Source organism: Flavobacterium sp. UGB4466 (genome assembly GCF_903469665.1).
GTDB classification, from domain to species: domain Bacteria; phylum Bacteroidota; class Bacteroidia; order Flavobacteriales; family Flavobacteriaceae; genus Flavobacterium; species Flavobacterium lipolyticum.
On record NZ_CAGKLC010000022.1, the window covers coordinates 1 to 23,395 of the forward strand.

At 36.5% G+C, this 23,395-nt stretch carries 25 protein-coding genes and 1 riboswitch; of the genes, 18 read left to right on the forward strand and 7 right to left on the reverse strand.

The features are described from left to right. Positions 1-1,094: 1,094 nt before the first annotated feature. A complete protein-coding gene (locus JO950_RS08185; protein ID WP_202702203.1) occupies positions 1,095-2,120 on the reverse strand; it encodes a LacI family DNA-binding transcriptional regulator in 1,026 nt (341 codons plus the stop codon). 184 nt (positions 2,121-2,304) lie between these two features. Between JO950_RS08185 and JO950_RS08190 the strand changes: the two genes are divergently transcribed. From JO950_RS08190 to tsf, 6 genes are all read left to right on the forward strand, one after another. Continuing rightward, a complete protein-coding gene (locus JO950_RS08190; RefSeq protein WP_017497944.1) occupies positions 2,305-3,051 on the forward strand; it encodes a ferritin-like domain-containing protein in 747 nt (248 codons plus the stop codon). 26 nt (positions 3,052-3,077) lie between these two features. Next, a complete protein-coding gene (locus tag JO950_RS08195; protein ID WP_202702204.1) occupies positions 3,078-3,890 on the forward strand; it encodes a ferritin-like domain-containing protein in 813 nt (270 codons plus the stop codon). 194 nt (positions 3,891-4,084) lie between these two features. Then, positions 4,085-4,540 carry a 50S ribosomal protein L13 gene (rplM, locus tag JO950_RS08200; RefSeq protein WP_017497946.1) on the forward strand — a complete coding sequence of 152 codons (456 nt, stop codon included), beginning with the start codon at positions 4,085-4,087 and terminating at the stop codon, positions 4,538-4,540. Beyond that, complete coding sequence (gene rpsI / locus JO950_RS08205) at positions 4,540-4,926, forward strand: 30S ribosomal protein S9 (RefSeq protein ID WP_017497947.1); 387 nt, start codon at positions 4,540-4,542, stop codon at positions 4,924-4,926. Before rplM ends, rpsI begins: the two co-directional genes overlap by 1 nt. Positions 4,927-5,167: 241 nt before the next feature. Further along, the gene (gene rpsB, locus JO950_RS08210; RefSeq protein ID WP_017497948.1) at positions 5,168-5,935 is read left to right on the forward strand and encodes a 30S ribosomal protein S2; all 768 of its coding nucleotides are present in this window, start codon (positions 5,168-5,170) and stop codon (positions 5,933-5,935) included. A 138-nt stretch (positions 5,936-6,073) separates the two neighbouring features. After that, positions 6,074-7,036, forward strand: a complete 963-nt coding sequence (gene tsf, locus JO950_RS08215; protein ID WP_202702205.1) for a translation elongation factor Ts — start codon at positions 6,074-6,076, stop codon at positions 7,034-7,036. Between the two features lie 218 nt (positions 7,037-7,254). Here the strand turns inward: tsf and JO950_RS08220 are convergent, their stop codons facing one another. Further along, the gene (locus JO950_RS08220; RefSeq protein ID WP_237732319.1) at positions 7,255-9,354 is read right to left on the reverse strand and encodes a M3 family metallopeptidase; all 2,100 of its coding nucleotides are present in this window, start codon (positions 9,352-9,354) and stop codon (positions 7,255-7,257) included. A 183-nt stretch (positions 9,355-9,537) separates the two neighbouring features. Here JO950_RS08220 and JO950_RS08225 point away from each other — a divergent pair, with 183 nt between their 5' ends. The 10 genes from JO950_RS08225 to JO950_RS08270 all read left to right on the forward strand — a co-directional run bounded on the left by JO950_RS08225 (position 9,538) and on the right by JO950_RS08270 (position 18,131). Beyond that, a complete protein-coding gene (locus JO950_RS08225; protein ID WP_202702207.1) occupies positions 9,538-10,224 on the forward strand; it encodes a queuosine precursor transporter in 687 nt (228 codons plus the stop codon). Further along, complete coding sequence (locus JO950_RS08230) at positions 10,214-10,786, forward strand: DNA-3-methyladenine glycosylase I (RefSeq protein ID WP_202702208.1); 573 nt, start codon at positions 10,214-10,216, stop codon at positions 10,784-10,786. Before JO950_RS08225 ends, JO950_RS08230 begins: the two co-directional genes overlap by 11 nt. A gap of 119 nt (positions 10,787-10,905) precedes the next feature. Further along, a riboswitch (TPP riboswitch) is annotated at positions 10,906-11,003 on the forward strand. Between the two features lie 64 nt (positions 11,004-11,067). Then, positions 11,068-11,274 carry a sulfur carrier protein ThiS gene (gene thiS / locus JO950_RS08235; RefSeq protein ID WP_202702209.1) on the forward strand — a complete coding sequence of 69 codons (207 nt, stop codon included), beginning with the start codon at positions 11,068-11,070 and terminating at the stop codon, positions 11,272-11,274. A 144-nt stretch (positions 11,275-11,418) separates the two neighbouring features. Continuing rightward, positions 11,419-13,242 (forward strand): phosphomethylpyrimidine synthase ThiC, encoded by a 1,824-nt coding sequence (thiC, locus tag JO950_RS08240; protein WP_202702210.1) that lies wholly within the window; start codon positions 11,419-11,421, stop codon positions 13,240-13,242. Positions 13,243-13,398: 156 nt separating this feature from the next. Beyond that, positions 13,399-13,989: a thiamine phosphate synthase gene (locus tag JO950_RS08245; protein WP_202702211.1), complete on the forward strand. Its 591-nt coding sequence runs from the start codon at positions 13,399-13,401 to the stop codon at positions 13,987-13,989. Beyond that, entirely contained in the window at positions 13,956-14,711 is a 756-nt protein-coding gene (locus JO950_RS08250) for a hydroxymethylpyrimidine/phosphomethylpyrimidine kinase (protein WP_202702212.1), read from the forward strand. The genes JO950_RS08245 and JO950_RS08250 overlap by 34 nt, the downstream gene beginning before the upstream one ends. Next, positions 14,701-15,339, forward strand: a complete 639-nt coding sequence (locus JO950_RS08255; protein WP_202702213.1) for a thiamine phosphate synthase — start codon at positions 14,701-14,703, stop codon at positions 15,337-15,339. The genes JO950_RS08250 and JO950_RS08255 overlap by 11 nt, the downstream gene beginning before the upstream one ends. Then, positions 15,320-16,096 (forward strand): thiazole synthase, encoded by a 777-nt coding sequence (locus JO950_RS08260; RefSeq protein WP_305038650.1) that lies wholly within the window; start codon positions 15,320-15,322, stop codon positions 16,094-16,096. Before JO950_RS08255 ends, JO950_RS08260 begins: the two co-directional genes overlap by 20 nt. Before the next feature lie 99 nt (positions 16,097-16,195). Beyond that, positions 16,196-17,332: a 2-iminoacetate synthase ThiH gene (thiH, locus tag JO950_RS08265; protein ID WP_202702214.1), complete on the forward strand. Its 1,137-nt coding sequence runs from the start codon at positions 16,196-16,198 to the stop codon at positions 17,330-17,332. 88 nt (positions 17,333-17,420) lie between these two features. Further along, the gene (locus JO950_RS08270; RefSeq protein ID WP_202702215.1) at positions 17,421-18,131 is read left to right on the forward strand and encodes a HesA/MoeB/ThiF family protein; all 711 of its coding nucleotides are present in this window, start codon (positions 17,421-17,423) and stop codon (positions 18,129-18,131) included. 51 nt (positions 18,132-18,182) lie between these two features. On the opposite strand, the gene aat is transcribed toward JO950_RS08270, so the two are convergent. The 3 genes from aat to JO950_RS08285 form a co-directional block, all read right to left on the reverse strand. Further along, positions 18,183-18,821, reverse strand: coding sequence for a leucyl/phenylalanyl-tRNA--protein transferase (gene aat / locus JO950_RS08275; protein WP_202702216.1), 639 nt, complete (start codon positions 18,819-18,821; stop codon positions 18,183-18,185). Between the two features lie 170 nt (positions 18,822-18,991). Continuing rightward, on the reverse strand, positions 18,992-19,363 hold the full coding sequence (locus JO950_RS08280) for a DUF3127 domain-containing protein (protein ID WP_017497965.1): 372 nt from the start codon (positions 19,361-19,363) through the stop codon (positions 18,992-18,994). 31 nt (positions 19,364-19,394) lie between these two features. Next, entirely contained in the window at positions 19,395-20,270 is an 876-nt protein-coding gene (locus tag JO950_RS08285; RefSeq protein ID WP_017497966.1) for a flavin reductase family protein, read from the reverse strand. A gap of 160 nt (positions 20,271-20,430) precedes the next feature. Between JO950_RS08285 and JO950_RS08290 the strand changes: the two genes are divergently transcribed. Beyond that, positions 20,431-21,582 carry a PAS domain-containing sensor histidine kinase gene (locus JO950_RS08290; RefSeq protein ID WP_202702217.1) on the forward strand — a complete coding sequence of 384 codons (1,152 nt, stop codon included), beginning with the start codon at positions 20,431-20,433 and terminating at the stop codon, positions 21,580-21,582. A 263-nt stretch (positions 21,583-21,845) separates the two neighbouring features. On the opposite strand, the gene JO950_RS08295 is transcribed toward JO950_RS08290, so the two are convergent. After that, the gene (locus JO950_RS08295; RefSeq protein ID WP_202702218.1) at positions 21,846-22,235 is read right to left on the reverse strand and encodes an HIT family protein; all 390 of its coding nucleotides are present in this window, start codon (positions 22,233-22,235) and stop codon (positions 21,846-21,848) included. A gap of 57 nt (positions 22,236-22,292) precedes the next feature. Beyond that, complete coding sequence (gene greA, locus JO950_RS08300; protein WP_017497969.1) at positions 22,293-22,769, reverse strand: transcription elongation factor GreA; 477 nt, start codon at positions 22,767-22,769, stop codon at positions 22,293-22,295. 156 nt (positions 22,770-22,925) lie between these two features. On the opposite strand from greA, the gene JO950_RS08305 reads away from it, so the two are divergent. Further along, positions 22,926-23,339 (forward strand): hypothetical protein, encoded by a 414-nt coding sequence (locus JO950_RS08305; protein WP_202702219.1) that lies wholly within the window; start codon positions 22,926-22,928, stop codon positions 23,337-23,339. The last annotated feature ends 56 nt before the right edge of the window (positions 23,340-23,395 follow it).

Genomic DNA, 23,395 nt, shown 5'->3' on the forward strand with positions numbered 1-23,395 from the left:
ATTTTTTATGTAGTAAAAAACTTTCATTATTGGCAAATATAAATAACTTTATGAAATTTCAAATCAATTTATAAGAATTTTAATGTTAATTAAAACAAATACGCAAGTAAATATCTTGCATCTATTGAATGTTATCCTAAAAAATCGTGTTCTTGTGTTGGGAGTGGCTTATCTTGCAAGAAAATCCATCAAAATAATACCAATTTTATTTTACTTATAGTTCAATGTTTCTTTTTGGCATAACTTTCTGATTGCTTTTTACTTATAGCAGGAATCGTTCTTTTCATGATATAATGAATGAGGATATGCGACTCCCTGAAGCTCTTTCTTCTGGAAGAGGAGATTTGTTTGATATATATTTACCTCCAAAGGAATTCATCCTAACTTTTTATCTGTTACAACCTTTACCGGTTCACTGATATACTGCACGAAAACAGAGATCGGAAATTGGGACGAACAAAATCATCGATGCTTTGATACAAATACATTTTAGCTGCTGTTTTGGATTAAGCGCTCCCCTTCAACTGCTTCGTTTTTTTTCTATGTCATAACTTCTTTCTTTCCTCTATACCTCTACTACAAACTCATCCGCAGAGTCAGTTCACACATCGGGTATTGCAAACTATTTTTCATTACTTACCTTACTTTGGGCATAAAAGTCACACTATAAGTCAGCAGATTCCCTAACTAGAACTCACCTGCATGCCCGACATTCCTTTTCTGTTAACCGGTACAAATTACGATCTGAAGTACTTTCTGCAAGTCGAACCTTACTCATAAGGCAATGCGTCTGTCATTGGGCTTTGTGCGCGGTTGCCCTCACAACAATACTCGTTACACACTGCTTTTTACACCCCAAAGCACATCTGTATTTCTCATATAAAAGACTGTCTTTCCGTTTAAGATCTGCCGAACAGGCGGCACCTGCCTGATCATCCAGGAAAACTTTTCAAAAATCTATGATGATTTGTCCTTTAAAGTTTTACATTGCCCCGAATTACAGTAATTATTACACAGGATACATCTGCATAAATTAATTTTTTTTCAAATCAAAATAAAAAAACCATCAGTTGCGGCTGATGGTTTTTTGTTTATTAAGCTTTTCTTGTAGACTCTCGTTCTTTCAGTTTTGTTTTGATAACGATTGTTTCATAGTCTGATGTTTCTCCTTCCGGCTCTTCTAATCTTTGAATTAGTCTTTTGGCAGCGACCTCTCCAATCTCAATTCCGTGCTGACTTACTGTTGTTAAACTTGGCGACAAACGTCTTGAAGCTAAAATTCCATCGGCAAAACCTATAATTGAAATATCTTCAGGAACCTTATATCCTTTTTTCAGACTTACCCGTAATGCGGCCACTGAATCATTTTCATCCAAAGCAAAAATTGCATCTATTTTATGTTCAAAAATGCCATCAATTTTACTCTTCATATCTTCTTCAGAATCGGTACGAAGAATTATATTCTCGTTTACCGGAATATTATTGTCTGCTAATGCTTTTAAGTAACCGTCGGCTCTTAATTTCCCAACACTTAAATTGTCTACGGATGAAATCAGAGCAATATTTTTACATCCCAAATCAATTAAATGCTGTGTTGAATTTAAAGCAGAATCAAAATCGTCGACTATTACTTTGTCACATTCTACTCCATCAGCTATTCTGTCAAACATCACAATAGGTGTTCCATCAGCAATGATCGCCGAAAAATGACCATAATCTTCTAATTTTTGCGCTTCTTCAGATACTGACAATATAAATCCGTCAATCGTTCCGTTGCTTAACATTTCAAGCGTATGAACTTCTTTTTCCAGAGATTCGTTCGAAATACAAGTAATTACATTATATCCTTTTTTATCGGCTACTTTTTCAATACCACTAAAAACCTTTGCAAAAAAGGAGTTTAGTATATTAGGTATAATTACACCTATTGTTTTAGTTTTACGATTCTTTAAATTCAAACCAATAACATTCGGTTTATAATTTTTGAGTTTGGCATACTCCTTAATCTTCACCTTTGTTTGCTCACTGATCTCCGGGCTATCATTTAATGCCTTAGAAACAGTAGATACAGAAACACCGAGTTCCTTCGCAATTTGCTTTAGAGTTGCTTTAGCTTTCATTTAAAAATAAATTTTATGTAATTAATACAAATATAGTAGAATTACCTAAAATAAAACAAAAAACACGTTATCCTATTTAAAATTTCAGAGTGTTTTTTAAAATTAACTTCTTTTTCAAAACCGTAAGCCTTAAAATTTCGTTAATACCTGAATACATGCTTTTAACCTTTTAAAATCCTTGATTATGAAAAACGAAGTTAAAATTCATGAAGTTGACCCTTCATTGAACAACAGAAGGAGCTTTCTAAAGCTCAGCGGCCTTACATTAGTTGGCGCAGGCCTTCTTATGGCCGGGTGTAGCGATAATGACAATGACGATGATATGGAAGACACTACATTGCCCGGAATCAGAAACGGAGTTTTTGATTTAGGGTCCGGTGATTTTGGAGTACTGACCTATGCGTATGCTCTGGAACAGCTGGAAGCCGATTTTTATACTAAAGTCGTAAACTCAACAAGCTTTAATGTCACTTTTAATCCTATCGAACGCCAGGTATTAACAGATTTGTATCATCATGAAGTAATTCACAGGGATTTTTTCAAGGCTGCTTTAACCGGAGCGCTTCCTGACCCAAGTTCGCAACTGCTTCCCTCCTTGGCTTTTAATTATGGTTCTTTAAATTTCAACAGCCGTACTGAGGTTCTTGCCACAGCAAAAGCTCTTGAAGATACCGGAGTTGCTGCTTATAACGGAGCAGGAAAACTAATCAAAAGTGCTGATTATTTACTTTTAGCCGGAAAAATTGTTTCGGTAGAAGCCAGACATGCCTCAGCCATCAGAAGCTTAATCAATCCTAACTCTAAGGATTTTGCCGGAGATGATATTGTAAACGCAAGCACCGGTTTGGATGTTGCTCAGGATCCTTCAAAAATTCTACCAATTGCAGGAGGCTTCATTACCACAAAATTCACAGCCAAATATTTACCTTAATCTTAACAAGCTAAAACTTAGAAATTATGAATATTTTAAAATTTATAGAAACGTTTACTGATGATAGCTTGATGAGAAGCACTGGTTCAAGAAGAGACAGTTTTAATCAGTTTGGAAGTATTGGAAAAACACTGGCTTATGCATCAATCCCTTTCGGATTATCCGCAATGGCCAATAAAGCATTAGCAAAAGACATTACCGCAACTCCTGCAACTCCTATTGGAGCCTTGCAATTTGCCTTAACTTTAGAATATCTGGAAAACGAATTTTATGCTATGGCATTAGATTCCGGAGTAATTCCGGCATCAGAAAATGGAGGAAGAGATCGAAAAGTTTTTGAACAAATAGCTGCGCATGAATCTGACCACGTTAAGTTTTTGATTGCGGGACTGGGCGGACCAGCAAGTGCAAACTTTGTGGCTAAACCTACTTTTGACTTTACCGTTGGAGGAGCTTTTGACCCGTTTCATGACTACCCAACCTTTTTAGCATTAGCACAAGCCTTTGAAGACACGGGCGTTAGAGCCTACAAAGGTCAGGCAGCAAATTTAATCACTACACCTGATTTATTGACTGCCGCATTACAAATTCACTCTGTAGAAGCCCGTCATGCTTCTGAAGTACGACGCTTAAGAGGATTAAAAGGATGGATTTCTAACAGTGAGAGAGGTGCAGGAATGCCCGCCGCAACACAAGCGGTCTATGATGGCGAAGGCGTTACTGTACAGGCAGGATTCAATACCGCAGCTGCTTTTGGAGCTTCTGCAGGATCAGAAGCTTATGATGAACCACTTACCACACAACAGGTCGTTGATATTGCAAATATATTTATTGTTTAGTACAAATAATTCTAAATATTGAACCATCTTTACACTACTTGTGAAGGTGGTTTTTTTTTATAGTTTAAAATTGAAAACTGATGCGCTGATTTTCAGCAGATAAAATATTCTTTTCAGGTATTTGGTTTTAAAATAATTAATTGTACTTTTGCATCCCCTTTATTGGGGATGGAATGTTTAATTAAAATAATATTATGGACGCATTAAGCTACAAAACGGTTTCAGCTAACAAAGCCACTGTAACTAAAGAGTGGATTGTTGTTGACGCTGAAGGTCATAACTTAGGACGTCTTGCTTCAAAGGTTGCAATGATCTTAAGAGGTAAGTACAAACCAAGTTACACACCGCACGTTGACTGTGGAGATAACGTAATTGTTATCAACTCAGAAAAAATTAACCTTACAGGTACAAAAATGAATGACAAAATTTACATGCGTCATACAGGTTACCCAGGAGGACAAAGAACTTTAACTGCTAAAGTATTGCAATCTAAAAATCCTGCATTATTAGTAGAAAAAGCTGTAAAAGGAATGTTACCTAAAAACAAATTAGGAGCTGAACTTTTTAGAAATCTAAATGTTGTTGTAGGTGCTGAGCATACTCACGGAGCTCAAAAACCTAGAACTGTTAACCTAAACGATCTTAAGTAATGGGAGTTATTCACAAAATCGGTAGAAGAAAAACCGCTGTTGCACGTGTATATGTTTCTGAAGGAACAGGAAAAATCACTGTAAACAAAAAAGAATTCGCAACTTACTTTCCAACTGCAACTTTACAATACAAAGTTTTACAACCATTATCTATGACGGAAAATGCTAGTAACTTTGATGTAAAAGTAAACGTTTACGGAGGTGGTTCAACTGGTCAGGCAGAAGCTGTAAGAATGGCATTAGCACGTGTAATGTGTGAAGTGAACATCGAAAACAGAGCTATCTTGAAACCAGAAGGTTTATTAACAAGAGATCCAAGAATGGTTGAACGTAAGAAATTCGGTCAGAAGAAAGCTCGTAAGAGATTCCAATTCTCTAAACGTTAATATTACCTGTCTTGTACATTTGGTACAGGACACTATCAATTATTTATTGAAATTAAAAAACACAGTTGTTGTTGCTCTCCTATCGAGGTAGGAAATAGTTTAGCATCTAAATGGGTTAAGCGATTATAAAGATTGAAAGATTAAAAAGGTTGAAAGATTGAAAAATCTAAAAATCTAAAATCTAAAATCTAAAATCCAAAAAGACACATTGCTAATCAACAGAACGTAAACTAGTACAAAAATGGCAAACAAAATAGAAGTAAAAGAATTACTAGAAGCAGGTGTTCACTTCGGACACATGACTAGAAAATGGGATCCAAACATGGCTCCTTACATTTATATGGAGCGTAATGGTATTCACATTATCAATCTATATAAAACTGCAGCTAAAATTGAAGAAGCTAATGAAGCTTTGAAAAAAATCGCTGCATCAGGTAGAAAAATCTTATTCGTAGCTACCAAAAAACAAGCAAAAGACATCGTTGCTGATAAAGCAAAAGCTGCAAACATGCCTTACATCACTGAAAGATGGCCAGGTGGAATGCTAACGAACTTCGTAACTATCAGAAAGGCAGTTAAAAAAATGTCTTCTATCGATAAAATGAAGAAAGATGGTACTTTCATGACGTTATCTAAAAAAGAGCGTTTGCAAGTTGATCGTTTACGTGCTAAATTAGAGAAAAACTTAGGTTCAATCGCTGATATGTCTAGACTACCTGCAGCATTGTTCGTAGTAGATATCAAAGCTGAACATATCGCAATAAAAGAAGCACAAAAATTAAACATTCCAGTTTTCGCAATGGTTGATACGAATTCTGACCCAAGAGAGGTTGATTACGTAATTCCAGCAAATGATGATGCTTCTAAATCAATTGACAAAATTTTATCTTTAGTGACTACTGCAGTAATCGAAGGTCTTTCTGACAGAGGTTCTGAAAAAGAAGTTGAAGTAGCTGAAGAAGCTGCTCCTGCTGCTGAGGCTGAGGCTGCTCCTGCAACTGAAGAATAAATCAAATTTTAAATTCCAATTTTTAAATTCCAAATTCCAAATACAAAATTAAAAACGTTATGTTGATAATTTAATAAAATTGGAGTTTGGGATTTAGAAGATGGAATTTTTACTTTTAACATTAAAATTCAAAATATTATGGCAACAATTACTGCTGCAGACGTAAATAAATTAAGACAATCTACAGGTGCCGGAATGATGGACTGTAAAAAAGCTTTAGTTGAAGCTGAAGGAGATTTCGATAAAGCTATACAAATCCTTAGAGAAAAAGGACAAAAAGTTGCTGCTAACCGTTCTGACCGTGAGTCTTCTGAAGGAGCTGCTGTTTCTTTTATTAATGCAGACAACACTAAAGGAGCTATCATCACTTTAAACTGTGAAACTGACTTCGTAGGTAAAAATGAAGCTTTCGTAACTTTAGCTAAAGATTTAGTTGAAAAAGCGATCAACTTCTCTTCTAAAGAAGAATTTTTAGCTTCAGATTTCAATGGAATTACTGTTGCTGAAAAATTAATCGAGCAAACTGGTGTTATCGGTGAGAAAATCGAAATCGGTGGTTTTGAAATTTTAGAAGGTGCTTTCGTTGGATCTTATGTTCACGTTAACAAAATTGCTGCATTAACTGCAATTTCTACTGCAATTCCTAACGCTGACGTTTTAACTAAAGATGTTTCTATGCAAGTTGCTTCTATGGGAGCTGATACATTATCTTACAAAGATTTTGATCCTGCTTTCGTTGAATCTGAACTTGCTGCTCGTATTGCTGTAATCGAAAAAGATAATGAAGAAGCAAAACGTTTAGGAAAAACTTTAAAAAATGTTCCTAAATACATCTCTTTCTCTCAATTAACTGAAGAAGTTTTAAAACAAGCTGAAGAAGATGCTAAAGCTGAATTAAAAGCTGAAGGTAAACCAGAGCAAATTTGGGACAAAATTATCCCTGGAAAAGTTCAACGTTTCATTTCTGACAACACTACTTTAGATCAAGAAAAAGCATTACTAGATCAAAACTTCATCAAAGATGACAGTAAAAAAGTTGGTGATTACGTTAAAGGATTCAACGTTGAGATCACAGGTTTCAAAAGAGTTACTTTAGGTTAATATATTATTTCAATATTTAAAAAGCCCGAATATTAATTTATTCGGGCTTTTTTTTATGCGAAATGTTTATTTGTGAGATGTGAGATGTAAAAGGTGAGAAAGTTAGAATAGTGCCCTGAATCTATTTCATCTTCAGAGCAACTCGATTATTTCGTAAACCTCAAGTTTTCCTCTAATTCCATCGCACCTTTTACATTTCACATTCCAAATCTAACTATTTACTTCTTGATCGGAAAATTTCTGGCTCTCATCAAAGCATCTGATTTCGGAGCTCTTCCTCTAAAGTTTTCATAGGCTTTCTCCTGATCAATCGTGTTTCCAACACTAAAAACACTTTCGTAAAGACGTTTTGCTACTGCTTTATCATAAGCCCCTTTTCCTTCTGTAAAAGCTTCCCAGGCATCAGCATTGATCACGTCTGCCCATAAATAACTGTAATATCCTGCTGAATAACCATCTCCTGAAAAGATATGTCCAAATTGCGGAATTCTATGACGCATTACAATTTCTGACGGCATATGAAGTGCATCTAAAGTCTCTTTTTCAAATTTATGAGGATCAATAGTAGTGGTAGCCAAATGAAGCTTCATATCAATCAAAGAGCTCGAAATAGTTTCTACAGTTGAAAAACCTTCCCCAAAATTAGCTGCTCTTTCAATTCTGTCAACCAAAGCTTTCGGTAATGGCTCACCCGTTTTGTAATGTAATGCAAACTTGTTTAGTACTTCCGGAGTCGCTAACCAATGCTCTAATAATTGAGAAGGGAACTCAACATAATCACGAGCTACAGAAGTTCCTGCTAAACTTGGATAAGTTACATTTGAACACAATCCGTGAAGCGCGTGTCCAAACTCATGAAACAAAGTTGAAGCATCTTCCCAGGAGATTAAAATAGGCTCGTTTGGAGCTCCTTTTACAAAGTTACAGTTGTTAGACACAATCGTCAACACCTCTCCATCCATTCGCTCCTGATTGCGATAGGCGTTCATCCAGGCTCCTGAACGTTTGCCTGCATGCGCATAAGGGTCAAAATACCATAAACCAACTGTTTTACCTGTCAATTTATTACTTACTTCCCAAACACGAACGTCAGGATGATAAACCGGCACATTTGTGATTTGCTTAAAATTCAAATTAAACAATTCGCCCGCTACCCAAAACATTCCTTCTCTTAATTTTTCCAACTGTAAATACGGTTTAACTTCATTCTGATCTAAATCGTACTTCGCTTTTCTAACTTTTTCAGCATAATAACGGTAATCCCATGGCTGAATTTTGAATTTACCTCCTTCTGCATCTACAATCTTTTGCATTTCTGCTACATCTTCACGCACTTTTTCAACTGCAGGTTCCCATACAGAAAGCATTAAATCTAAAGTTTTCTGAGGATCCTTTGCCATTTTGTTCGATAAACTCCAATGGGCAAAAGTAGGGAAACCTAATAATTTAGCTTTTTTCGTTCGTAATTCTAAAATAGAAACCAATGTCGAATTGTTATCATTCGCATTTCCATTATCACCACGTTTTACAAAAATATCAAATGCTTTTTCCCTTAAATCTCTGCGTGTCGAGAAAGTCAGGAATGGCTCAATTGATGAACGTGTATTAGCAATACACCCCATAACATTCAGTTTTCTGTCTTTAGCTTCAGCAATAGCTGCTTTCTTAACCTCTTCAGGCAGTCCGTCAAAATCACTTTCTGTTTTCAATTCCACATATTGATTTTGTTCTTCCGCCAATAAGTTCTGACTAAAACGGGTAAAAAGTGACGCCAGCTCTTTATTTATCGCGGCCACTTTCTCTTTATCCGCTTCATTTAACTTTGCTCCCTGACGAACAAAATTTGTATAATACAACCAGATCAGACGCTGTTGTTCCTTGGTTAGTTTTTTACTCTCTTTAGAATTATAGAGCGTTTCAACTCTTGTAAAAAGCTTTTTATTCTGATTGATTTTATCACTAAACTCAGAGAACTTAGGAGACATTTCTCTGTCAATAGCACTAAATTCCGGACTGCTTAAATTAGATCTGTAAATTCCGTAAACAGTAGAAATCCTGTCCATTGTTTCCCCTGAACGCTCCATAGCAGCAATCGTATTATCAAAAGTTGGCGCTTTTGGATTGTTAGCAATAGCCTCTATTTGGTTTAGTTTTTCCTGAATCGCAAATTCAATTGCCGGTTTAAACTGCGAAACTTTATACTCATTAAAAGCAGGGACACCGCCGTAGGGACCTGTCCATTTTTGAACCAGCGGATTGTCCGGGATGGTCTGTGCGTTAGCCGCAAATAAGGTTGTTCCCATGAGAAAAATTGTCATTAATTTTTTCATTATCGTTGATTTGTTTTAAAATTAGGTTATCATTCCAAATGTAACTAAAAATCAGTATTCATTTGGAAATTTTAACTTTGGAATCCTCTAAAAACTACCCTTTAATTTAAATATTCCGCTAAAAAGTTATAGAGAAATAGTTTAAATTTGAAACATCATTAACCGAACCACATGTTTAAAACCCGTAGAGAAATTGTTTTTGTAATTCTGGCTGGCATCTTTATAACCAATGCTGTTGTAGCCGAACTTATTGGAGGAAAATTAATCCAGATTGGACCATTTGTAATGAGCATTGGTATTTTACCCTGGCCGATTGTCTTTCTAACAACCGATTTAATCAATGAATATTTTGGTGAAAAAGGAGTCAAAAAACTGTCCTTTATAACAGCCTGTTTAATTGCTTATGCGTTTCTGATCTTATTTATGGCTATTGTGATACCCGCCGCCAAAGGAATCAGCCCTGTTAATGACGAACAATTTAAGGCGGTTTTTGGACAAAGTATGTGGATCATCGTAGGTAGTTTAATTGCCTTTATGGCTTCTCAGCTGATTGATGTCTGGATCTTTTGGTTTTTCAAAAGACGTACCGGAGAGCGAAAAATATGGCTCAGAACCACAGGATCAACTGTAATCTCACAATTGTTTGATTCTTTTATCGTACTTGGAATTGCCTTTTGGTTACCCGGAAAAATTGATTTCGATACTTTTATTTCATCAGGATTAACAGGTTACATTTTCAAACTATCCGTAGCGGTTTTACTGACACCGGCTATTTATGCAGGACATCACCTGATTAAGAAATATTTAGACAAAGATCCTGAACACGAAAAATCCAAACACTTAAACAATGGAGAGTAAAAATCTAGTACGCTGCGGCTGGTGTTCTTCCAGTGATTTATATAAAAAATATCATGATGAAGAATGGGGTGTTCCTATTTATGATGATCCGTCTATATTCGAATTTTTAATTCTGGAAACCTTTCAGGCTGGTCTAAGCTGGATTACCATCCTCAATAAAAGAGAGAATTTCAGAACCGCTTTTGATCATTTCGATTATAAAAAAATAGCCCAATATCCGGAAGAAAAAATAGAGTCTTTGCTACAGGATACGGGAATTGTTCGCAACAAACTTAAAATTCGTGCTACTGTTTCAAACGCACAGGCATTCCTGAAAGTACAGGAAGAATTTGGCACTTTCTCTGACTATATTTGGAAATTTGTCAACGGAAAACCGATCGACAACAACCCAAGAACATTAAAAGACGTCCCTGCTACTACTCCAATTTCGGACGAAATTAGTAAAGATTTAAAAAAAAGAGGCTTCAAGTTTGTCGGATCAACCGTGATTTACGCTCATATGCAGGCTACAGGAATGGTTAACGATCATGTTGAAGACTGCTTTGTCCGAAAGGGGAAATAGTTTTAGTCACGATCTCAGTCGCAGTCGCAGTTTTCAGTTTATAAAACCTGATGTTTTTAAGTGAAAGACTGAAAACTGCGACTGAAAACTGAAAACTTTAAAAAAAACATTATATTTGCTTCACACTTTAGGGGTGTCTGCAATTTTGCAGGCTGAGATTTTACCCTCTGAACCTGATCTAGCTCACACTAGCGTAGGGAAAAGTAAGATGACTTCTGCGCGCATTTCTATGCGCGATTGTAGCCATTCCTAAAGTATAACTACATACTAAACTTAAAGGAATGGAACTAAAAATCAACCAACAAATCAAAAAATTCGATGCTGAATCGTTAAGCATTCAGTCATTGCTCGATCTCGAAATTCCCAACAAACAAAACGGAATCGCCGTTGCTATCAACAATACTGTTGTTCCAAAATCCAACTGGAACGAACAACTTGTATCCGAAACTGACGAAATTCTAATTATTTCTGCTACACAAGGAGGATGAAATTTCAATTTTTCAAATCCCAAAACCCAAATTCCAATTGTCAAGTAAGAAGTAGACGCACTGCTGTGCCCCTCTACAATCGACAATTACATTTTCACCTCTTACATTTTACATTTCACATCTCACAAAATACAACTACAAGCTATGACTACAGAAGAACAAATTTCCAGAACCCCGTTTCCTAATTCTAAAAAAGTTTACATCAACGGAGAAATACACCCCATCAAAGTGGCCATGCGCGAGATTCATCTAAGTGACACCAAACTTTCAAATGGCGGAATTGAAAAAAATCCTCCCGTAACGGTTTATGATACCTCAGGTCCCTATACCGATCCTAATATTGAAATCGATATTAGAAAAGGTCTTCCAAGACTAAGAGAACAATGGATTTTAGACCGAAATGATGTCGAAATTCTGAATGAAATCACTTCAGATTACGGACAAAGCCGATTACGCGATGAGAGCTTAAATCATCTTCGATTTGAGTATTTACATCAGCCTAAAAGAGCTAAAAAGGGCGCTAATGTTTCACAATTATATTACGCCAAACAAGGCATTATCACTCCTGAGATGGAATATATTGCTATTCGTGAGAACCAACGAATAGAGCTTTTAAACGAACAAACCAAAGCGATGCAATGTCAGCACGGCGGTCATAGTTTTGGAGCTAACACCCCTAAAAGTAAAATCACTCCCGAATTTGTTCGCAGCGAAGTAGCCTGCGGAAGAGCCATTATCCCCAACAACATTAATCATCCTGAAAGTGAGCCTATGATCGTTGGTCGCAACTTTCTGGTTAAGATAAACGCTAACATTGGCAATAGCGCCGTGACTTCGAGTATTGAAGAAGAAGTAGAGAAAGCAGTCTGGGCTTGCCGTTGGGGTGCAGATACGATTATGGACTTATCAACAGGTAAAAACATTCACGAAACCCGAGAGTGGATTATCCGTAACTCTCCTGTTCCAATCGGTACCGTTCCGATTTATCAGGCTTTAGAAAAAGTAAAAGGAATTGCCGAAGATTTAACCTGGGAAGTTTTTCGCGACACTTTAATTGAACAGGCTGAGCAAGGTGTTTCTTATTTTACGATTCATGCCGGAGTACTGTTACGTTATATTCATTTGACTGCCGATCGCGTTACCGGAATTGTTTCGCGTGGCGGATCTATCATGGCCAAATGGTGCTTGTTTCACCATAAAGAAAACTTTTTGTACACTCATTTTGAGGAAATCTGCGAAATCATGAAACAATATGACGTGGCTTTTTCTCTTGGGGATGGTTTACGCCCGGGTTCTATTGCAGATGCTAACGATGCCGCTCAATTTGCAGAACTGGAGACCCTGGGAGAATTAACTAAAATTGCCTGGAAACACGATGTTCAGGTTTTCATTGAAGGTCCCGGTCACGTTCCGATGCACATGATTAAAGAAAATATGGACAAACAACTGGAACATTGTCATGAAGCACCTTTTTATACTTTAGGCCCACTAACGACAGACATTGCACCGGGTTACGACCACATTACCTCTGCCATTGGAGCCGCAATGATTGGCTGGTACGGCTGCGCGATGTTGTGTTATGTTACTCCAAAGGAACACCTTGGTTTACCTAACAAAAAAGATGTGAAAGATGGTGTAATCACCTATAAAATTTCAGCACATGCTGCCGATCTTGCCAAAGGTCATCCGGGAGCACAATACCGCGACAATGCTTTAAGTAAGGCCCGTTTTGAATTCCGTTGGGAAGACCAGTTCAATTTAGCCCTTGACCCTGATACGGCCAGAGAGTTTCACGATGAAACCCTTCCTGCCGATGGTGCAAAAGTCGCTCATTTTTGTTCAATGTGTGGTCCTAAATTCTGCTCTATGAAGATCTCTCAGGAAATTCGTGATGTAGCCGCGGCCGAAAAAGGCATGCAGGAGAAATCAGAAGAGTTTATTGAACAGGGGAAAGAGATTTACATATAAGCACACATATTGGTCTTTAGTGATTAGTTACTAGTCCTTAGCCTTACTCTACCGAATAAAATCGAAAAACAACTAATCACTAATCACTAATCACTAATCACTAATCACTAATCACTAATCACTAATCACTAATCACTAATCACTAATCACTCCTCTATGATCGTAATTACCAATCCTTCCGCTATATCAAATGAAATCAGCATTCTGGATTCTTTATTTGAAGAAGGATTGGCTTTGCTTCATATCAGGAAACCTGATTTTTCCGAAATTGAAATGGCAACATTTATTCATCAAATAAAATTAGAGAACAGAAACAAATTGGTTCTGCACAACCATCCTATTCTGGCAGAAGATTTTGGAATTAACAGAATTCATTTTTCGGAAAAGGAAAGAAAAGACAACACTTTAATTTCTTCAGAAGGAAAATCATTTTCGACAGCAACGCATTCAATTGAAGATTTCAATTCCTTATCATCTGCATTCAACTATGCTTTCTTAAGTCCTGTATTTAAAAGTATTTCCAAAGAAGATTATCATCCAAAGACAAACCTGTTTGAAGCTTTAAACTCAAGAACAAATCACAGGACTAAAGTTATCGCTTTAGGAGGAATTGATACTAAAAACATCCAAAAAACGCTCGAAAATGGCTTTGATGATGTCGCTCTTTTAGGAAGTATTTGGAAAAATGAAAACCCTATAAAACAATTCAAATTATGTCAGCAAATCGTCCAATCGCACTTTCGATAGCAGGTTTTGATCCCTCGGGAGGTGCCGGTGTTTTGGCAGATGTCAAAACATTTGAACAGCATCATGTTACTGGATTTGGCATTTTAACCTCCAATACCATTCAAACGGAAGATCAATTTATTGAAATTCAATGGACTGATTTGAGTTTTGTGATTCGTTCTATTGAAACCTTTTTTGATCGTTATAAAATTAGTGCGGTCAAAATTGGAATTATTCCGTCTTTGAATTATCTGAACCACATTCTTTCAACCATAAAAAGAATATCCCCTGGCACTTTAATCGTTTGGGACCCGGTTTTAAAATCGTCAACACAATTTGAATTTATGAGTATTGAAGATCGTTTAGAATTGAATCCTACGTTGTCAAAAATTGATTTAATTACGCCTAATTACAACGAAATTGAAATACTGTTTCCGGGTTTTATTCTTAATCAACTTGAGTTTCAGAATAAAATTCCAACAAACATTCTATTAAAAGGCGGACATCATCCTTCGGCAACCGGAACTGATCGTTTGTTTCTGAAAGACGAAATCATCGATCTTCTGCCTTCTGATAAAAAATGCTTCGCAAAACATGGTTCAGGCTGTGTATTATCGGCTGCAATAGCTGCAAATCTTACACGGAATCAATCTCTGGAAGGATCTTGCAGGAATGCGAAAACCTACATAGAAAAATACCTGAATTCCACTCCAACCTTAATCGGACATCATTATGTATCATAAATTACAATATATCTCGCAGGGAAGAACAATAGAAGAACAGCTGTATAATATCCATGAGGCTTTAGATGCCGGCTGCGATTGGGTACAGCTCCGTTTTAAAAATCAAACTGAAAAAGACACTTTTACTCTGGCGGAAGCAGTAAAATTTTTATGTGAAGAGTATCTCGCTAATTTTATTGTAAACGACAATCTGTATCTCACTCAGCAAATCGCCGCAGACGGAGTTCATCTCGGACTATCAGACATGAAAATTGATGAAGCAAGGGCAATACTCGGAAATACTAAAATCATAGGAGCAACAGCCAACACTTATGAAGACATTGAAAATCACATCAAAAACGGCTGCGATTATATTGGTTTGGGGCCCTTTCGTTTTACAACAACCAAAGAAAAACTAAGTCCAATTCTGGGATTGTCAGGTTATTTTAAAATTATTCAGAATCTAAAACGCAATAAACTGGAGATTCCTGTTTATGCCATTGGAGGAATCACTCTGAACGATGTCGCTCCTTTAATGGAAACAGGGATTCATGGAATTGCGATCTCCGGAATGCTTACAGAAAGTAATCAAAAAGAAAAACTCATTCAACAATTAAACGAAAAGTTATATGCAAACGTCATTGTTTAACATAGGAGATAAAACCTTAACCTCCCGTCTATTTTTAGGAACAGGAAAATTTGGTTCGAATCTGGAAATGGAGAATGCTATTTTGGCATCAGAAAGTGAGTTGGTCACTGTAGCACTGAAACGTATCGATCTCGAAACCGAAACGGATGCTATTTTAACACACTTAAATCATCCAAACATTCATTTATTACCCAATACATCGGGAGCACGAAACGCTAAAGAGGCCGTTTTCGCTGCACAATTAGCGAGAGAAGCACTAGAAACAAACTGGCTGAAACTTGAAATTCATCCGGATCCGAAATATCTGATGCCCGATCCGATAGAAACTTTAAAAGCGACAGAAGAACTCGCTAAACTTGGTTTTTTTATCCTACCGTACATCCATGCCGATCCCGTTTTATGCAAACATTTGGAGAGTGCCGGAACAACCGCTGTTATGCCCTTAGGCTCCCCGATTGGAAGTAATAAGGGTTTAAAAACGATTGATTTTTTAGAGATTATTATCGAACAAAGTAATGTTCCCGTAATCGTCGATGCCGGAATCGGATCTCCGTCTGATGCTGCAAAAGCAATGGAAATGGGTGCAGATGCTGTTTTGGTTAATACCGCAATAGCAGTTGCCGGAAATCCGACATTAATGGCCGAAGCCTTTAAAGAAGCGGTAATCGCGGGCCGGAAAGCCTTTGAAGCTAAAATTGCTCCTCAACAAAATTATGCCATGGCTTCAAGTCCTTTGACCTCTTTTTTATATGAGTAGACTAAACCATTTAACCGCAAAGTTCGCAAAGAAAAGCGCTAAGAACGCAAAGCTTTGCAAACCTTGCGTAAAACTCCGCGCACTTTGCGGTTAAAAACTATGAAAACATTCAAATCGGTTTTTGAGAATTATGATTGGAATACTATTCAATCTAAAATATATCAAACCACATCAAAAGATGTAGAACACTCTTTGTTTAAAACCAAACGAAATCTCGATGATTTTTTAGCTCTGATTTCTCCTGCTGCACAAAACTATCTGGAGCAGATGGCACAAAAATGCCATGAAATTACCAAAAAACGTTTTGGCAAAACCATACAAATGTATGCTCCTTTATATCTCAGCAACGAATGCCAAAACATTTGCACCTATTGCGGATTTAGTTTAGACAATAAAATCAAACGAAAAACCCTCTCTGATGCTGAGATAAAAATTGAAGTAGAAGCTTTAAAAGAGATTGGTTTTGACCATGTTTTATTGGTGACTGGTGAGGCTAATTATACCGTAAACATTAATTACTTCCTAAATGCAATTGCCTTAATACGTAAAGAATTCTCTATTATTTCTGTGGAAGTCCAACCGCTTTCAACCGAAGATTATGAACGTTTGCATCAGGCTGGTGTTTATTCGGTTTTGGTATATCAGGAGACCTACCATCAGGAAGTATATAAAAAATACCATACGAAAGGCAAAAAATCAAATTTTGATTATAGACTCGAAACACCTGACCGTATTGGTACAGCCGGAATTCATAAAATGGGATTGGGGGTTTTACTGGGGCTGGAAGACTGGCGAACCGACAGCTTTTTTAATGCGTTACATCTGGATTATCTTCAAAAAAAATACTGGCAGACTAAATATTCGGTTTCCTTTCCAAGACTCCGCCCGGCAGAAGGCATTATTGAACCAAATTTTATTATGGACGATAAAGATCTGACACAACTCATTTGTGCCTATCGTTTGTGGAATGAGGATTTGGAAATTTCAATCTCGACACGTGAGAATGAGAAATTCAGAAACCATATTATCCCTATCGGTGTGACCAGTATGAGTGCGGGCTCTAAAACCAATCCCGGTGGTTATGTTGTTGATCCGCAATCTCTCGAGCAATTCGAAATCAGCGACGAACGTTCTGCCAAAGAAATTGCACAAATTATAACGAATTCAGGCTATGAACCTGTCTGGAAAGACTGGGACAAAATATATAGTCATAAAGAGGAAAGTCTAAAGTCTTAAAGTAAATTCTTTTACTTCAATTCTAACTTTTGACTTTTAACTTTTGACTTTTAACTTTTGACTTTCTAACTTTAAGACTTAAATTACAATGAGCATTATACAGGAATTTTTACGCTACAACAGGCAAACCATTCTTCCCGAAATTGGTGACGAAGGTCAGGAGAAACTTAAAAAGGCCAAAGTTTTAGTAATTGGTGCCGGCGGTTTAGGCTGTCCCATTTTACAATATATTGCTACAGCGGGAGTTGGTTTTATTGGTATTATGGACTTTGACACTATCGAGATCCATAATCTTCACCGGCAAATTTTATATACCGAGAAAGAAATTGGTCAACTTAAAGCTGTTGTTGCAAAAGAAGTGGTTTTGAAACTCAATCCATTAATAAAAGTCGAAGCCATAGTCGAAAAATTAACTCCGGAAAATGCCCGACAGGTTATTGAACAATACGATATAGTGGTTGATGGTTCGGATAATTTTACCACACGTTATTTGGTTAACGATACCTGTGTGGCACTGCAAAAAACTTTGGTCTATGGTAGTATCTTAAAGTTTGAAGGACAAATTGCCGTTTTTAACCATAAGGGCAGTAAAGATTTACGCGATTTATTTCCTGAAATGCCGGATCCGAAGGATGTTCCGAATTGCAATCTCAATGGTGTTTTAGGAACATTACCCGGAATTATTGGCACGATGATGGCGCATGAAACGCTCAAAATAATTTTGGAATTACCCACTTTAAACAATGAACTGGTACTTTTTAATACGATACACTGGAATTTTACCAAACTTAATTTCTAACCAACCATCTCGTCCTCATAAAATCCTTTACACAAGTTGAAGTAGATTCTTTCATTCCTTTTTTAAGATAGCTATAAACTCCTCGCGATCAATCTCACGACAGCCTAGACTTTCTAAATGGGAATTGTAAACCTGACAATCCAAGAGTTGGTAGTTCCCTTCTTTTAAATAATTTACCAAAGCTATGAAAGCTACTTTTGATGCATTCGAGACTTTCGAAAACATACTTTCACCACAAAAAACATGACCCAAATCGATCCCATACAAACCTCCCACGAGAACGTCATCCTGCCAAACCTCGACAGATTTTGCGATTCCCTGCTTGTTAAGTTCACAATAGGCATCAATCATTTCGTTTGAAATCCAGGTTCCGTCTTGTCCTTCCCGTTTTATTTTTTGACAATTCGAAATCACCTCTCTAAAACTTTCATTAAAAGTAACCGTGAATTGTTTTCTATTCAGAACATTACGCATGCTTTTTGACACAATCAATTCCTCTAAAAACAAAACCATTCTGGGATCCGGTGACCACCAAAGAATAGGCTCTCCTTCATTAAACCACGGAAAAATCCCGCTTTGATAAGCCAATTTCAGTCTTTCCGGATCTAAGTCTCCGCCAATAGCAAGAATTCCTTCTTCATCGGCTTCTGAAACGGGTGGAAAGAACAACTCGTTAAATACGTAATACATTTAAAAAAAATCAATTATAAAGTTCCAAATTTCAGGATTGTGTTTCAACCTTTCCTTTTTCAGAGTTGACAAACTACTGCACTAAATTTTCATACAAAAACAAATTCCAAATCCCAATTACACCTTTTATGAATTGGAATTTGGAATTTATTTTTGAAGTTTAAACGATCTTAGAACGGTAAATCGTCCGGTTCGTCTTCGTTTAAATTAGTTGCAGGTGCAAAAGCTTCTGCAGCTGGCATTGGAGGCGTTTGTCCAGGACCTTCTGGTGCCAGTCTTTCGATTCTCCAACCTTGAATACTATTGAAATATCTGGTTTCTCCTTGTGGATTAACCCATTCTCTTCCTCTTAAATTGATAGAAACTTTTACTGCCTCACCTTGTTTGTAGCTACTTAATAAATCGCATTTATCTTGCGTAAATTCGATCAAAATATGCTGTGGATACTGCTCATCTGTGGTAACAACCAACTCTCTTTTTTTGAATGCAGCACTAACTTGTTGCTCTGGGTTCACCACTTTTACTTTACCTGTAACTTCCATCTTCTTTCTATATTAATTATTGTTTCTATTCTTATTGTTTTGCTAAAAGTACTTTCCAGGCCGATGAAATATCATCTTTATTGAGATATTTTTTGGCTTCCAAATGTACTTTTTCGAGATCGTCCGAGCTTAAAACTCCTTTTACCGAAAAATTTTCTTTCACAAATATACTAACTTCTTCTGTGGTAGGCAAGGCTTCAATGTTCCCTAATTTTCCAAGATCATTCCCATCAAAAACAGGACTTTCTTTAATAAAATCAGGAATTACATCTACTCCTACCCCAAGAGTTGTCAAGGGTTTAGGCACTTCAAAAAGCCCCTGATTCGATCGGGAATACCAATTACTGCCCAATCTTGAAACCAAATCTATTTTATGCTGATCGATGGCTCCGTTTTCATCTAAAACAGCTTCGCTGATATGAAGCTTAACCACTTCACAAAGAATCAGATTTCCCGCGCCTCCCTGATCTCCCAACGGAATAATCTGAGTGACTTTACATTCAAACTGTACCGGAGACTCTTTTACACGATAAGGTTTTACAAAATCGGACGGGACTTGTGTCAATCCGGCTTTTATAAATTCATTTACACCATCACCATATTCGGTACTGGCTAATGATGTCTGTTGTACCAAATCATAATTCACAACATTTATAACTACTTCGCGGGTTTCCTCAGCGTTAATTAAAGTATGCTTTATGGTATTGTCGCGTACACGTCGTGCCGGTGAAAAAACCAAAATTGGCGGATTGGCACTGAACACATTAAAGAAACTAAATGGGGACAAATTGGGTATTCCCTTAGCACTAATTGTACTAGCAAATGCAATTGGCCTAGGTCCCACAGCACTTTGTAAATAGCCTTGCAATTTGGCCGTTGGTATTTCTTTTGGATCAATACTAATCATATTTTTCTTTTTAAAGGAATCTCATTTCCGTAGCTACAAAAATAGAAAAATCGTTTAATCCAAAGAAATAGTTTCAGACTTTAAAACAAAAAAATCTTTATCGTTACACAAAATATTAAATGTGTATATTTCGTTATATTTATACCACAAAAAAATATTTATGTCTTTTTCCGAGAGAAGAAATACAACCCGTTGGATCATTATTACCATTTCCTTTTTAATCATTTCCCTGATTCTCTGGAACACTTATACTTTTTTCCAAATCTTTAAAAACGAAGAACGCTTAAAAATGAATCTTTGGGCCAATGCACAAAAGACACTGGTCAATGCAGATGAAAATACAGATTTAGATTTACCGCTTGAAATCATCAACAACAATACCTCAGTTCCAGTTATGCTTATCATGTATGACAAGGTGATTAGTTCTGTGAATGTTCCTGAAGAAGTCCTGCAAAATAACGAAAGCACCTTATCTTATCTCAAAAATCTGAAAAATGAGAATGAGCCTATCGTTATTGAATATGCGCCCGGAAAACATCAGGAATTGTATTATGGGAATTCGGCATTGATTAATAAACTGAAATATTACCCCATCGCCTTATTGCTGATTATCTTTTTATTTGGGGCTTTGATTTATAATTTTTACAGAAGTACCAAAATGGCTACCCAAAATAAACTCTGGGCAGGAATGGCAAAAGAAACGGCACATCAAATCGGAACGCCTTTATCCTCTTTAATTGGCTGGGTAGAGATTTTAAAGACAGAAGAAATCGATTCGTCTATAACTTTTGAAATTGAAAAAGATATTGAACGTTTACAGACGATCACAGACCGCTTTTCTAAAATTGGGTCGGTTCCTGTTTTAGAGGAGAGAGATATTGTTACCGAAACTTTGAATACTTATCAATACCTGCAATCCCGTTTTTCAAAGCAGGTTACTTTCTCTTATCGGACACCTCAACAAAGTATACCGGCAATGATAAACCCTACACTGCACAGCTGGACTATTGAAAATTTAGTAAAGAATGCTATTGATGCGATGAAAGGAAAAGGAACGCTGGACCTTCAAATTGAAGAAGATGCACATCATGTAAAAATTAATGTAAAAGACTCCGGAACAGGAATTTCTAAAAAGCAGTTTAAAACTATTTTCGAACCCGGTTTTACAACTAAAAAACGCGGCTGGGGACTTGGACTTTCTTTAACCAAAAGGATCGTTGAAGAATATCATAACGGAAAAATAAAAGTTTTACAGTCTGAAATTGGAAAAGGAACTACTTTTCAGATTTCATTAAACAAAAAAGTGCCGTAAAAGACTTCGACTTCGCTCAGTCTGACGTTTCGACTTCGCTCAGTCTGACATAGTGCTTTATAAATTCGACTGATTTCGTTAAATAAAAAAGTGCAGCAAAAATTTACTTTTACTACACTTTAATCTATTTTATTTCGACTGTCAAATCGAGCGGAGTCGAGATTCTTTTATGCTTGAAACGAGAGACTTCGACTTCGCTCAGTCTGACGTTTCGACTTGGCTCAGTCTGACGTATTTGGCTTCGCTCAGTCTGACATGGTGTTTTATAAATTAGCCTGAATATCCTTGGCCAAAGCCTCAAATTCTTCTTTAGAAAGTGAAACTTTATTTTGAAAACGCATTTCATCCATTTCGTTTAACGGAATCAAGTGCACGTGTGCGTGAGGCACTTCAAGACCAACAACTGCCACTCCAACTCTTTTGCAAGGAACCGTTTTTTCCAGTGCTGCTGCAATTCTCTTAGAAAACTTCATTAATCCTAAATACAACTCCTCTTCCATATCAAAAATCTTGTCGATTTCTTGTTTCGGAATACAAAGCGTATGTCCTTTTGCATTTGGGTTTACATCTAAAAAAGCCAGATAATTATCATCCTCAGCAATTTTATAAGCAGGAATTTCTCCGTTTACTATTTTGGTAAATATTGATGGCATTATTTCTTTGTTTATTGGGTGAATCGTCTAACCGACTTAACGATTAAACGCGAAAAATTAGTCTCTGGTGATTTCAAGGATTTCAAATTTCAAAACTCCATTTGGAACCGTAATTTCAGCTACTTCTCCAACAGATTTCCCCAGTAACCCTTTTCCAATAGGAGACGTTACAGAGATTTTTCCTGTTTTTAAATCTGCTTCACTTTCAGCAACAAGTGTATATTTCATTTCCATTCCATTGCTTTGATTCTTAATTTTCACATTAGAAAGAACCAATGCCTTCGAAACATCTAATTGTGATTCGTCAATTAATCTTGCATTAGAATACACTTCTTCCAGTTTAGCAATTCTCATTTCTAATAAACCTTGTGCTTCTTTTGCAGCATCATACTCCGCATTTTCAGACAAATCTCCTTTATCTCTTGCTTCTGCTATATCTTGAGATGCCTTTGGACGCATTACACTTTTTAAATGCTCCAACTCATCTTTTAATTTTTTTAATCCTTCTGCTGTATAATAAGATACTTTACTCATAACTTCGTCGTTTATATAAATACAAAAAATCCCATCGGGACGGGATTTCTTAATTACAAATATACTATTATTTTTAATAGTACATAATTATATGTTAATCATATAGAATCCAAATGTAAATAATTTATTTTTGTTTCACTAATTCTTATTAAAATAATGAAAAAATTCTGGTGCTTAATCGTCTTTGTCTCTGTGCTTTTCTCCTGCAGTGAAAATAGTAGACGCGACAAAAACCCTTACATTCCTAGTTATGCAGTTAACCTGTCTATTGATACTAATCTGCCTGCTTATTCCAATCTTAAATTTGTAAGTAATGGCGTGATTATTCCAAATTACGGAGCAAAAGGAGTTATCATTTTTAATACCGGAAGTGGTTACAATGCGTTTGATGCCGCCTGTCCGAATCAGCCCGTAACTTCCTGCACCGCCATGACAATTGACGGCATAAATGCAGTTTGTTCCTGCGATAAAACAGCTTATAGTTTATTTACCGGATTGGGAGGTAAAGATTATCCCTTAAAACAATATCGCGTAGAATTTACCGGAACAATAATTCACGTTTACAATTAAAAAAACAAAAGCCTGAAAAGTTATTTTTTCAGGCTTTTTACATTTTACGTTTGACT

What these genes read in the sequence shown, in the direction of transcription:
- rpsI (WP_017497947.1), top strand. Translation starts at nt 4,540, where the DNA reads ATGGGAGTTATTCACAAAATCGGTAGAAGAAAAACCGCTGTTGCACGT.
- greA (WP_017497969.1), bottom strand. Translation starts at nt 22,769, where the DNA reads ATGAGTAAAGTATCTTATTATACAGCAGAAGGATTAAAAAAATTAAAA.
- thiC (WP_202702210.1), top strand. Translation starts at nt 11,419, where the DNA reads ATGACTACAGAAGAACAAATTTCCAGAACCCCGTTTCCTAATTCTAAA.
- JO950_RS08295 (WP_202702218.1), bottom strand. Translation starts at nt 22,235, where the DNA reads ATGCCATCAATATTTACCAAAATAGTAAACGGAGAAATTCCTGCTTAT.
- aat (WP_202702216.1), bottom strand. Translation starts at nt 18,821, where the DNA reads ATGTATTACGTATTTAACGAGTTGTTCTTTCCACCCGTTTCAGAAGCC.
- JO950_RS08245 (WP_202702211.1), top strand. Translation starts at nt 13,399, where the DNA reads ATGATCGTAATTACCAATCCTTCCGCTATATCAAATGAAATCAGCATT.
- rpsB (WP_017497948.1), top strand. Translation starts at nt 5,168, where the DNA reads ATGGCAAACAAAATAGAAGTAAAAGAATTACTAGAAGCAGGTGTTCAC.
- JO950_RS08225 (WP_202702207.1), top strand. Translation starts at nt 9,538, where the DNA reads ATGTTTAAAACCCGTAGAGAAATTGTTTTTGTAATTCTGGCTGGCATC.
- rplM (WP_017497946.1), top strand. Translation starts at nt 4,085, where the DNA reads ATGGACGCATTAAGCTACAAAACGGTTTCAGCTAACAAAGCCACTGTA.
- JO950_RS08260 (WP_305038650.1), top strand. Translation starts at nt 15,320, where the DNA reads ATGCAAACGTCATTGTTTAACATAGGAGATAAAACCTTAACCTCCCGT.
- JO950_RS08190 (WP_017497944.1), top strand. Translation starts at nt 2,305, where the DNA reads ATGAAAAACGAAGTTAAAATTCATGAAGTTGACCCTTCATTGAACAAC.
- JO950_RS08280 (WP_017497965.1), bottom strand. Translation starts at nt 19,363, where the DNA reads ATGGAAGTTACAGGTAAAGTAAAAGTGGTGAACCCAGAGCAACAAGTT.
- thiH (WP_202702214.1), top strand. Translation starts at nt 16,196, where the DNA reads ATGAAAACATTCAAATCGGTTTTTGAGAATTATGATTGGAATACTATT.
- JO950_RS08195 (WP_202702204.1), top strand. Translation starts at nt 3,078, where the DNA reads ATGAATATTTTAAAATTTATAGAAACGTTTACTGATGATAGCTTGATG.
- JO950_RS08270 (WP_202702215.1), top strand. Translation starts at nt 17,421, where the DNA reads ATGAGCATTATACAGGAATTTTTACGCTACAACAGGCAAACCATTCTT.
- JO950_RS08255 (WP_202702213.1), top strand. Translation starts at nt 14,701, where the DNA reads ATGTATCATAAATTACAATATATCTCGCAGGGAAGAACAATAGAAGAA.
- JO950_RS08185 (WP_202702203.1), bottom strand. Translation starts at nt 2,120, where the DNA reads ATGAAAGCTAAAGCAACTCTAAAGCAAATTGCGAAGGAACTCGGTGTT.
- JO950_RS08230 (WP_202702208.1), top strand. Translation starts at nt 10,214, where the DNA reads ATGGAGAGTAAAAATCTAGTACGCTGCGGCTGGTGTTCTTCCAGTGAT.
- JO950_RS08250 (WP_202702212.1), top strand. Translation starts at nt 13,956, where the DNA reads ATGTCAGCAAATCGTCCAATCGCACTTTCGATAGCAGGTTTTGATCCC.
- JO950_RS08220 (WP_237732319.1), bottom strand. Translation starts at nt 9,354, where the DNA reads ATGACAATTTTTCTCATGGGAACAACCTTATTTGCGGCTAACGCACAG.
- JO950_RS08285 (WP_017497966.1), bottom strand. Translation starts at nt 20,270, where the DNA reads ATGATTAGTATTGATCCAAAAGAAATACCAACGGCCAAATTGCAAGGC.
- tsf (WP_202702205.1), top strand. Translation starts at nt 6,074, where the DNA reads ATGGCAACAATTACTGCTGCAGACGTAAATAAATTAAGACAATCTACA.
- thiS (WP_202702209.1), top strand. Translation starts at nt 11,068, where the DNA reads ATGGAACTAAAAATCAACCAACAAATCAAAAAATTCGATGCTGAATCG.
- JO950_RS08305 (WP_202702219.1), top strand. Translation starts at nt 22,926, where the DNA reads ATGAAAAAATTCTGGTGCTTAATCGTCTTTGTCTCTGTGCTTTTCTCC.
- JO950_RS08290 (WP_202702217.1), top strand. Translation starts at nt 20,431, where the DNA reads ATGTCTTTTTCCGAGAGAAGAAATACAACCCGTTGGATCATTATTACC.